This is a genomic window from Okeania sp. SIO2C2, assembly GCF_010692625.1.
Lineage (GTDB): Bacteria > Cyanobacteriota > Cyanobacteriia > Cyanobacteriales > Microcoleaceae > Okeania > Okeania hirsuta.
On sequence record NZ_JAAHGM010000114.1, the window covers coordinates 1 to 11,607 of the forward strand.

At 36.3% G+C, this 11,607-nt stretch carries 9 protein-coding genes; 6 read left to right on the forward strand and 3 right to left on the reverse strand.

The window, feature by feature from the left end:
- Nucleotides 1–734: 734 nt before the first annotated feature.
- A complete protein-coding gene (locus F6K18_RS35040; RefSeq protein WP_287527858.1) occupies nucleotides 735–1,931 on the reverse strand; it encodes a methyltransferase domain-containing protein in 1,197 nt (398 codons plus the stop codon).
- A gap of 197 nt (nucleotides 1,932–2,128) precedes the next feature.
- Between F6K18_RS35040 and F6K18_RS35045 the strand changes: the two genes are divergently transcribed.
- Nucleotides 2,129–2,284 (forward strand): hypothetical protein, encoded by a 156-nt coding sequence (locus F6K18_RS35045; RefSeq protein ID WP_287527845.1) that lies wholly within the window; start codon nucleotides 2,129–2,131, stop codon nucleotides 2,282–2,284.
- Nucleotides 2,285–2,665: 381 nt separating this feature from the next.
- Here F6K18_RS35045 and F6K18_RS35050 read toward each other — a convergent pair whose 3' ends face one another.
- Entirely contained in the window at nucleotides 2,666–4,045 is a 1,380-nt protein-coding gene (locus F6K18_RS35050; protein ID WP_287527847.1) for a hypothetical protein, read from the reverse strand.
- Between the two features lie 145 nt (nucleotides 4,046–4,190).
- Nucleotides 4,191–4,490, reverse strand: coding sequence for a hypothetical protein (locus F6K18_RS35055; RefSeq protein ID WP_287527848.1), 300 nt, complete (start codon nucleotides 4,488–4,490; stop codon nucleotides 4,191–4,193).
- Between the two features lie 31 nt (nucleotides 4,491–4,521).
- Here F6K18_RS35055 and F6K18_RS35060 point away from each other — a divergent pair, with 31 nt between their 5' ends.
- From F6K18_RS35060 to F6K18_RS35080, 5 genes are all read left to right on the forward strand, one after another.
- Nucleotides 4,522–5,178 (forward strand): RNA-guided endonuclease TnpB family protein, encoded by a 657-nt coding sequence (locus tag F6K18_RS35060; protein WP_287527850.1) that lies wholly within the window; start codon nucleotides 4,522–4,524, stop codon nucleotides 5,176–5,178.
- A gap of 34 nt (nucleotides 5,179–5,212) precedes the next feature.
- Entirely contained in the window at nucleotides 5,213–5,626 is a 414-nt protein-coding gene (locus tag F6K18_RS35065; RefSeq protein WP_287527852.1) for a transposase, read from the forward strand.
- Between the two features lie 187 nt (nucleotides 5,627–5,813).
- A complete protein-coding gene (locus F6K18_RS35070; RefSeq protein WP_287527854.1) occupies nucleotides 5,814–7,133 on the forward strand; it encodes a caspase family protein in 1,320 nt (439 codons plus the stop codon).
- Nucleotides 7,134–7,166: 33 nt separating this feature from the next.
- Entirely contained in the window at nucleotides 7,167–9,779 is a 2,613-nt protein-coding gene (locus F6K18_RS35075; protein WP_287527856.1) for a WD40 repeat domain-containing protein, read from the forward strand.
- 159 nt (nucleotides 9,780–9,938) lie between these two features.
- Nucleotides 9,939–10,112, forward strand: coding sequence for a hypothetical protein (locus tag F6K18_RS35080; RefSeq protein WP_287527857.1), 174 nt, complete (start codon nucleotides 9,939–9,941; stop codon nucleotides 10,110–10,112).
- Nucleotides 10,113–11,607: the final 1,495 nt, after the last annotated feature.

Sequence of the window (11,607 nt, forward strand, 5' to 3'; positions counted from 1 at the left end):
TATAGCAATGAGCGCTGGTATATTTACAAATTGTAGTAGGGGCAAAAGAGCTAGAAGTCTTATATGATTCCTACGGAATGCTTGCGCAAACGGCAATTTATTCCCCCTGTTCCCTGTTAAGTGTTGCCTGTTCCCTGCGCACAGCGCTATATAGAACTAATTTGGCATCTATATCGATCGACTCTATATTATGAGAACCTCAATTCTGCCAAATTAAACAATGATTTTTAGAGAGCGATCGCTCGCCATAAATATTTCTTTTACTCGGTCGTATACCTAAACTATAAAAATTCAAAAAAAATCAAAAATTAAGTATTTTAAAATTGAATAATTTTTACGACCGCTACATATCTACCACTTCCCCTAAAAGCTGAAAACTCAGACAACGCCAGATTTTTGCTTCTTCCTTCTGTTATACAAAAAAATACAGTAGAAATTAGTCTCTCGTTTCTACTGTATTTAAAGTCAGATCATTACAGCGGTTTTCATTTGGGTAGACCACAGTAGGAACTTTCCATGGAACGTCCCTACAAAGTTTTGTTTGTGAAGATGTGGTTCATCAATTTGAAAAGCGCTGTAATAGAATATCCCTTTAATTAGTGATGAAAAAAATAATCTTCTCACTTCAACGGCAAATCTATCCCTGCTCTGGAACTCAATGATTTATAAGTATTAAACCAGACATAATATTAGAATTATCCCAGTCTGTAATTTAAGACTATTTTTGATTTAATTCAACCACAATCTGAAGGACTACAACAATCCGTATTATCATTAACACTTGTAATTCGATAATCTAAACCTTTAGTTTCCTTCGGATGCCTATTTTTAGAACGTCGGCAATTAAATTGTTTTGCTAAATTTAATGGAATATCTGTATAAGGTTCAACAGGCAAAAAATCCTGATAATAAGGACCATTTTGGTCTGTATAAATTTTGAAAGTTTTATCACAAACAGCCATTCTTTGACCTCTGTACAAAGTATGACCATCATCATCAACCACCTGTTTCCAAGGACCTTTGTAAATTACAGCCTGATTCCTTTCTAAACATTCTCCTTCTTTTCCTTTAAAAGCACGAACTGTCACAGAATTAAATTCAATTCCATCTATTACTTGCCATGGTTTTTCTTGACGTTTGAGAATTTCAACTCCATAAAAACCAGCCTCTTCAAACATTTTTAGAAAAACATCTTCTCGAAATGCTCCAGCAATACAACCACTCCATAATTCCGGGTCATTAATAATGTCTGGAGTGGGGTCTTCATCGCAGACAATATCAGAAATAATTGCTCTACCACCTCGCTTTAAAACTCTATAAATTTCACTAAATAGTTTTTCTTTATCTTGGGGGCGAACTAAATTCAACACACAATTAGAAATTACTACATCAACACTATTATCTGGAATTAAAGGTTGTTCTTTGCGGAGAGCATTACATTCTGATTCAAAAGCTGCTAGAGCATCAATAGAAGTAATTGGATTTGCCATTAGCCACTGTTCAACTATGTCTAAGTCAAGGGCTAAATCCTGAATTTTTCCTTTGACAAATTTCGTATTATGATACCCAACTTTAGTAGCTATTTCATTTTGATATTTTCGAGCTAATCCTAACATATCATCATTAAAATCTACTCCTATTACTTGTCCTTCAGCACCAACCTTTTGAGCAATAATATAGCAATTTTTTCCAGCACCCGAACCTAAATCTACAACTGTTTCTCCAGGAGAAATATAAAGAGTAGGGTCACCACAACCATAATCTTTTTGAATAATTTCTTGAGGTAAAATATCTAGATAATTTTCCTCATATTCAGTCGGACAACATAGATCTGGTTGTACTTGTTGAGCGCCTGCTTGATAACGCGTTAAAACTGCATTTTCAATATTATAGTTAGCAGTCAATTTTTCATTTGTGGTTGTATCGGTCATAGATAAATCTTGTTCAAAATTTTCCCAATTCATTATATCTACCAAATAATCAAGCTGAAGATGATACACATTAAGGAAATTTTCACAAAGTATGATTTATATATTGTGAAAATTTATCTAGTTATATATTTTTATTTAAAACACTTTTAAATGAGTATTTGCTGAGAAAAAGTAAAGAATAAGAGAATAAATAGGGTTTGCTGAATAAGTTTTTTGGTATGAGTCAGGAGTCAACCCACCCCTCGCCCCTCCCCCTCCCAGGAGGGGAAGTCAGGAGGAATGGGGAATTTAGAGGAGTTAGTCGGATATTTTATTCCTTGATTTTTCTGCAATTATTCTGCCTTTTATCCTAACTTTTTGGTCGCTCAAGCTGAAAAAGTTGCAGTTTTTTTTCGCTATTTAAAGGCTAAAATCTTTATCTGTAAATGCTTTTATATTTAATCAGCAATCCCTAAATAGGTAGACATAATTAAACCAAAGATCGTCGAAGCAATAAATTTTCCATACTATTCTGACATCTAGAAATCTACAGAAAAGAAGGAGTAGGAAGTAGGGGAAAAGAATTGATGAATAAGAGTGCGATAATTGATTTATTTTTTTATATGAAATACAAAAAATTGTGGGTTGTTCTGCATAGTAATTGTAAAAATATATATGTTTTAATTTCTCCCCACACTTCTCACACTCCCCACACTCTTTGTAGCATTACTACGCACTACCACCTTCTCCCTTTTTCAAGGCCGCTTTAATATATATCTTCTGAAAAACCAAGCTAAGAAACTAGCAATCAAAACTAATATTAGTTTATATATCAATGTATTTTGACAAAGGAAAAATTTATCGCCGAAAATCGATTTACATTCTGTTGTGGCATTATCTCCTGTTAAACCAGCAACTGCTACCCCTGTACCTACTACAGCAATTAATTCTTTAAAGTCGCGATCGCTCTTGGCTTTTTCTATTTCTATTTGACTGCGGATAGCATTAATATTATCTTCTAATAATCTCAATCCTAGTTCAGAGGTTTCTAAATTTTTTGTTATTTGTAAGATGTATTTTTCCTTGACTAATTTACTCAAATCTTCTAAGAAGTTGATATTATTTCGATTGTAAGTAACTTTTTTTTTTGCTTTTTGTTTGAGAGTTTCTAATCTTTTATTGTAATTGTTTAAGTTGATTTCTATTGTGCCTTGTTGAAATTTAAGATTATTGAAATTGCTGGTGTATTGGTGGATGATAACTTGCACCTGACTGAGGATATCACTAAATTTTTGTAAATTATTTATCTTCCAATTTTTTTGAGTAATATTTTCTTCTATGGATTCAGTTATTGTCTGAATTTGACTAAATTTATCTTTGATTTTATTTATTAAAATACGACTTTGACCATAAGCCCAAATAATTTTATGGTGATAATAAAATAACCGCATCCAGTCTGTATAGAATTGGGCTAATTTATTGAAGCTTTCTTGGTCTGGATAGATGGCAATAATAATATGTTGATTTTGCACAACAGTAAATATTTCTTGATCTCCTATTTTTACTATTTCTTGTTTTAAGCTAGTGTCAGAATATTCAAAAATTGTTGCTCCAATAAATTCACCTTTGCTATCAAATTCTATTTTTTCTACATTAGGAAAAACTGCTTGATAACATTCTTTAGCTATTTCTTCTGAAGTTTTTTCTGAGAAGTTAGGTAGGTAGGCAGATAACATCCAGGTCTGACCTAATGTGGCTATATTTTCTCCTAATTTTTGTTGAACTTTTGTTCTTAATTCGGCAAAATGTTCGGGCAGTTGTTTGTCGGGTGCAGCAACTTCTAATAATAGTCCGTAACTGTCTCCTAGTCTTACTGGATAGTAATAACCATTTTCTAGGGAAGTATCAGAATCTAAAGGAGCATAAATAGATTTAAGAAGGTGAAAATATTCTACTTCTAGGTTTTGCTTGTTGTTATTATCTTCCTCGTTTTGTTTTAACTTTTCCCGAACAGTTTCATGGAATTTTTGATAAAAATATTGGCGTTTTTGGTCTATGTCTTTTTCATCATCACCGATACTGTTTCTCAGGTCATAGAGAAATAAGTCAATGGTAGGATTAATAATATCGGTCATTTAAGTTATCAGTTAATAGTTTTAATATAGTCAAAAAAAAATGATTGCTTAGTTAGGGAATACCGCTATTAAATTGTGTAAGTTGATAGAATTATTCCCCCTTTACCCAAGCTACAACAAAGCTGAAAATTTTTGTAATTATGGTTTATTTATTATCTGACATATTTTGGCGAATAAAATTTAATAAATGCTCAAGTTTACTAATTTTTTTAGCTGTTTTTGATGGCTGTGGTGATGAAAGAATCTGGATAGACATATTTGTAATTTCGTTACTTTTTAAATATGAAGCATCAAGTTTGATAATAGGACGTTGAAGTGGTTCAATTTTTATCGGGATAACTGTTGCTAATTCATCTTGACTGGGAATTAAATTTTCGGGAATATTATCAATTTTTTCTAATTTTGATTTAATGTCTTGAAAAACTGCATTTAAAAAAATCACCATTAGTAGACAGGCAGGTGATTGGTACTTAAGTTTGAGTTATGAATTTACTTCAATTTCAACTCCAAAAACTACTGAAGTTGTAGGTGTAGATTTAGGTGTAAAAAGCTTGGCAACGTTAAGTACGGGAATTGTTTTTCCTGGTGCTAAATCGTACAAGAAATTTGAAAGCAAGCTCTCTAAGTTACAATACCTTAACCGCAATAAAAAGATTGGTTCAGCTAACTGGAAGGCGGCGCAACTTAAAATTGCCAAGCTACACACAAAAGTAGCTAATATCCGTAAAGACGTGCTTCATAAATTGACAACATATCTAGCTAAAAACCACAGCGTTGTTGCCATAGAAGATTTGAATGTTCGCGGTATGTTGGCCAACCATAAGTTAGCCAAATCAATTACCGATCAAGGATTTTATGAATTCAGGCGACAGCTTGAATACAAAACTCAGTGGTACGGCTCTGAGCTAGTAGTTGTTGATAGATTTTTTCCATCATCAAAGACTTGTTCTAACTGTGGTTATGTTCAGGATATGCCACTAAACCTTAGAACTTATGAGTGTCCTGATTGTGGAATATCTATAGATCGCGATCTGAATGCAAGTATAAATTTGAGAGATGCGGTCGGCTTGACCGTCAATGCCTGTGGACGGAGTGCTGCCGACAGTTCCGGTGGTTTGCGTAGCATTCCGTAGGAAAGCAGGAAGTAAACATTAAAATGTCTCGCTTATGACGTTTTATATCGGTTTTATGAAGCAGAATTATCTACATAACACCAGTTTCTTAGTGGTTGAGTATCTAACCACAAACAATATTGGTACTGTAGTAATTGGAAAAAATGATAATTGGAAACAAGGTGCAAACATCGGTAAAAAAAACAATCAAAACTTTACCCAAATACCACACTCTAAGCTAATTCAACAGATAACTTATAAATGTGAACTTGCTGGTATCAAAGTTATGGAGACAGAAGAAAGTTACACCAGTAAAACTTCTGCACTTGATTTAGAATTGCCCAGGCGTCATGAGAATTATGTGGGAAAACGAGTCAAACGCGGTTTGTTTAGAAGTGGAACAGGTAAAGTGATTAATGCCGATATCAACGGCAGTGTTCAAATAATAGTTTTTTTCGTACGGTTATGATGCGATTCAGTTAGCAGCAGGTTGTAATATTAATTCGCTCTGTTTAGCTTATAATTTACCTGGTATTACTTTTGTCTCAGCCGACAATGAACTAAATTTAGCTGTTTTGAATGAGGGATTATTGATAGAAAATCCTAATAATTATCCATCTTAATTTATTTAAAATTTTAATTAATAATTAATCATTATGTCTAGAGAATCCTTAGTGGTTGGAATTAATTTTTATCCGTTTCTTATCAAAGCAGAACCTGGAGATTTAAACCTTAAAGCTCCTGTTAAAGATGCTGAATCTATTGCCAATATTTTAGAAAAATCTGGTGAATTTCGAGTCCAACGTTTGCCAAAAGGCTATAACGAGGAAGGTAAAGAAAGATTTATTTCTGATGGTATAGTTAAGATTAATGACCTCCAACAAGCAATTATTAATTTATTTAATCCACCTATAAAAAATGAAGTTCCTGATGTAGCTTTACTCTTTTTTGCCGGACATGGATATGTAACAACAAAAGGAGGTATTCGAGAAGGATTTTTGGTTACCAGTGATGTTCAACTCAAGAGAAATATTTATGGTCTTTCTTTAAATTGGTTAAAACAAATATTACAAGAGAGTCCGGTTAAAAAACAAATAGTTTGCTTAGACTGTTGTTTTAGTGGAGAATTATTGAATTTTGACCAAGAAGCTGACCCTGGAACTGAGGGAAAACAAATAAGTCGTTGTTTGATTACTGCTTCTCGTTCCTTTGAAACAAGTGTGGAAAAATTGAGTGAGGAACATGGTATTTTTACGGCAAAATTACTGGAAGGTTTAAACCCAGAAAATTATGTTGATGGTTGGGTAACTAATTATATTTTGGCAGATTTTATCAAACAAAATATGTCTCAGACATCTCAAGCACCCATGTTTCATAATTCTGGGGATGCGATTATTCTTACTACTAATACTCCTCATCAACCGATAGATGATCGCTGGAAAAATATTGCTCCTTATCGTGGTTTATCTTATTTTCAGCAGCAGGAAAATGATGCAGTATTTTTTCATGGTAGAACTCGATTAACTGATGAATTAATTGACCGAGTCAGAACTAATAATTTTGTGGCAGTTTTGGGAGCTTCGGGAAGTGGAAAATCTTCTTTATTACGGGCAGGTTTGTTATATCAATTGAAGCGGGGGCAAAAAATATCGGGGAGCGATAGATGGTTTTATATTAAACCATTTACTCCTGGTTCATCTCCTTTGGAAAGTTTGCAACAGGCAATTATGAAAGATCCCCCTAAATCCCCCTTAGAAAGGGGGACTTTGAAGGCTTCCCCCTTAGAAACGGGGACTTTGAAGACTCCTCCCTTAGAAAGGGCGACAGCAGAGGAATTTGACGGCTCCTCCCTTACAAAAGGAGAAATTGAAGACTCCCCCCTTAAAAAGGGGGGCGGGGGGGGATCTAAAACTGAACCTCACCCCTATAATATAGAAGGCAAAAAAACAGAGAATTTAACTGAGAAATTAATTTAGTTTATTGATGTAGCTGAAGCCGAAAAGGTAGTAATGATAATTGACCAGTTTGAAGAAGCTTTTACTCTCTGTCAAGGTCAAGAACAAAAAGAACAAGAACGACAGGAATTTTTTAATGTTTTTTTGGAAGCGCTGGAAAAGCAATCCGATAAATTTTGTGTGGTATTGGGAATGCGGGCAGATTTTCTCGACCGATGTTCTGAATATGCAGGGTTAGCTAATCAAATTAAGCAGCATCAACTATTAGTAATACCCTTGGAAAAAGATGAAATAGAAGAGGCAATAGAAAAACCAGCGGAATTAGTGGGAATGGGAGTTGAGCCGAGATTAGTTGCCCAAATTACGGAAGATTTTCTGCGTAATCCTGGTAGTTTACCTCTCTTACAATATACTCTCGATGCACTGTGGAAATCTGCCACTCAAGGAGAAGATAAAAGTAAATATTTAACTCTAGCAACTTATAAAAAGTTGGGTGGAATTAAAGGTACTTTTACTAAGCGAGCTAATGAAGTTTTTGAGAGTTTGAGTAAAGAGGAAAAGTCAGTTGCTAAGAGAATATTTTTAGAATTAGTTCAGCCTGGAGAACAGCCAATAAGTTATGGAAAAATAACAGATACTCGCAGACGAGTAATATTAGAAAAATTGCCTAATGAACAACATAGTTTAGAGCTTTTGTCGGCAGTTAGTGATAAGTTTGCTGACCATAATAATCGGTTAATTACTAAAGATAAGTCGGAGGAGGGAACATTATTAGATATTGTTCACGAGGATTTAATTAGAAGTTGGGAAACTTTGAGGGAATGGGTAGAAGAATATCAAGAAACTTTGCCATTAGAAAGGAAAATTGAAGCTGATGCTGCCGAGTGGAAAAAAGATGGTAAAAAAGAGGGTTTGTTATTACGGGAAGGTCAGTTAACTAAAGCAGAAGAATATCTGAAAAAATATGGTGAAATGGCTTTATTGGATGGGGTGGCTTATGAATTTATTGAGAAGAGTCAAATTTTAAGAAGTCATCTACAAAAACAAGAAGAGGAGCGTACAAAAAAGGAATTAGAACAAGAAAAAAAAGCTAGGAAATTAGCTCAAAAGCGGAATCAAATTTTATTGGTTTCTTTAGTTTTAATGAGTGGGGTATCTGCTTATGCTTGGATACAACAAAAGATAGCTAAACATAATACTGAAGTATCCTTGACCCGTCAGATAGCAGGAAAAGCAGAGATTGTCAGAACTTATAACCTTTATGACACAAGTGTTTTGTTGGGAGTTCAGTCAATGCACAAAATCCAAGAATTGAAACAATTGCGAGATTCTTGGTGGCGGAAAGTGGTCAGGAAATTTTTAAGCAGTCAGTTTTCATTTCTACCCCAAAATGCAGCCGATGGAGCTATCCGCAAGGGGCTAAGTCAACTACCAGATCATCTGCATACTCTCAACCACCAGTCCTGGGTAACAGCAGTAGCATTTAGCCCCGACGGTGAAACCATTGCCACTGCAAATAGTGACAAAACCGCCCGCCTCTGGGATGCCGATACTGGCAAACAATTAGCTACTCTCAACCACCAGTCCTGGGTAACAGCAGTAGCATTTAGCCCCGACGGTGAAACCATTGCCACTGCAAATAGTGACAAAACCGCCCGCCTCTGGGATGCCGATACTGGCAAACAATTAGCTACTCTCAACCACCAGTCCTGGGTAACAGCAGTAGCATTTAGCCCCGACGGTGAAACCATTGCCACTGCAAGTAGTGACAAAACCGCCCGCCTCCATTGGGCAACGCCAAAAGCTTTAATTGCAGAAGCTTGTCGCCGTCTCAGTCGGAATTTAACAGCAGAGGAGTGGCAGCGGTATATGAACAGTAGCTTGGATAAATATGAGAGAACTTGCGAGGAACTTCCGGTTCATCGTAGTGTAATTGCTGAAGCTAAAAATATTGCAAAAAAAGCTGAAAAAGAAAGTATAAAAACAGCAGTTTCTATTTTAAAACGCGCCCAAGAATTGGAACCAGAAATTGACCTCGATCCTGATACAAAAGCCAAAGAAACAGACCCAGAAGTTGTGGTAAAAAAGTTAGCTGCTCCTGGCAAAGTAAAACACGGAAGAAGGCTGGCAACAGAGGGCAAAATAGAGCAGGCAATTTCTATCTTCAAACAAGCCCAAAAATTATCACCAGAAATTATTGACCTTGACCCCGATACAGAAATAATAGAAACAGACCCAGAAGTTGTGGCGAAAAAGTTAGCTGCTCCTGGCAAAGTAGAACAGGGAAAAAAATTAGTAAAAGAGGGAAAAATAGAACAGGCAATTAGTCTTTATGAGCAAGCACAAAAATTAGATTCAGACTTAGAAATAGGTGCTTGGGATTGGAATTCAATCTGTTGGTTTGGTAGCTTATATAATCAGGCTGAAGATGTGATGTTTGCCTGTGAAAAAGCAGTAAAATTAAGTCCTAATGATGGTGGAATTCTGGATAGTCGCGGTTTAGCGAGGGTATTAACAGGGGATTATCAGGGAGCGATTTCTGATTTTCAAGTATTCGTAGATTCGGTGAAAGATGGGGAGGAAAAAGCAAAACGTCAAAGTTGGATTTCGGCGTTGAAAAAGGGTGAAAATCCGATTACTTCTGAGGTATTAGAGGAGTTGAAATAGAATAGGACTTACGCAGATACGCCATATATAGTGTTTAAAATTATTGTGCAATAGTTAATACACTCTATAAATAGTGCCTTTGCGTAAGTCCTGTAGAAGTCAGAATTCGGTAGAGACTTGAGAGTCCAGTAGGGTGTGTTAGACGGCATTAATTAGGGTTTGCGCTCAAAAGTCTTATGGGTGAGGGTAGGAGACAGGAGACAACCCACCCCCTCCCCCTCCCAGGAGGGGAGAAAAGGGAATGAACGAGGAGGTAGCAGTAAGAATTGTCCTTTGATTTTTCTGCCCAACTATGCGCCTAAAATACGCTCCTTTTTGAGCATGAAGAGCTGAAAACCAGGCACTGCAATTCGACCCCAAAAAGGCGAAAACCTTTATCTGTAAATACTTTTAGATTTATATCATGTCCGGATAATTAGTTATAAAAAAACTTTCTCCTTCAACTCCAGTTGTTCTTCTTCCTTCCCTCTTTTCTCCTGACTTCCCCTCCTGGGAGGGGGAGGGGCGAGGGGTGGGTTGACTCCTGACTCCTGAGGACTCCGCAGTTATTTATTTATCACTGTTTAACCGGACATGATATTAGATGGGGGGATGGAAAGATGGGTGAGAATCGTCACCCAAAACCTGCCCAACTTAACGAAACCTAACGACAGTTAGCGTATTTGTGTTTTATATCATGTCCGGATAATTAGTGATAAAAAAACTTTCTCCTTCTTCTGTGTTCTTTCTACCCTCCTGTCTCCTGTCTCCTGTCTCCTGACTCCTTAGTCGTTTATTTATAACTGTTCAACCGGACATGATATTACAGCACTTTTGAGGAAGCGTGAGGTACAGCTATAAGACTATTTATTCCTATATTCCCTGTTGCCAGATGAGCTGTTGCCTGTTGCCTAGAGCAATACAACTTTGTACCTCATCAACTAGAAAACTGCTGTAATCAGCAAGCCCTAATTACTCGCTATCATAAGGTATTTAACAATCCGTTGTAACGCACCATTTTTAATTAACCAGGTATCATAATCATGCTGCTTTACATTTCATTAACGCACCCTACTAGACTGATATCAAATCCGGTTAAACAGCTATAGAATGGTTAAGTCTTTAGGAGACAGGAGTCAACCCACCCCTCGCCCCTCCCAGGAGGGGAAGTCAGGAGTCAGGAGGAGAAAGAATTACAAAGATGAGCGTAGTTATGACGATTGAAGAATTTTTTTATCATTTTCTTTGTGGGTTTAATACCCCACCGTCAACGGGGGTGTTCACGCATTACTTGGGGGAGCGAATCCCCATGTAATTTTCCTCCTGTCTCCTGTCTCCTGTCTCCTGTCTCCTTCTTCAAGTCCAATTAAACGGACATGATATGAAATATAGCAATGAGCGCTGGTATATTTACAAATTGCAGGAGAGGCCAAATAGCTAAAAGTCTTATATTATCAGCAATTTATTCCCCCTTCCGGAGCTGTTGCCTGTTGCCTGTTGCCTGCGCACAGCGCTATATCAAGAGCGATCGCTCTGTGTTAAAAAAGAGAGAAATATCTAGCCCAAAACTTTACTCAAGCATCCTACAACATAGCGATCGCTTCCCCTGAGTGTATCTAAACTCAACATTACTATTGGACAATAGTTAAAAAAAATCCATATGCTCAAAGTGAGGGTTCTTCAGGGAGAAATATCTAGGCAAAAACTTTACTCAAGCATCCTACAACATAGCGATCGCTTCCCCTGAGTGTATCTCAACTCAACATTACTATTGGACAATAGTTAAAAAAAATCCAGATTTTGAAAGTGAGTGTTCTTCAGGGAGAAATATCTAGGCAAAAACTTTACT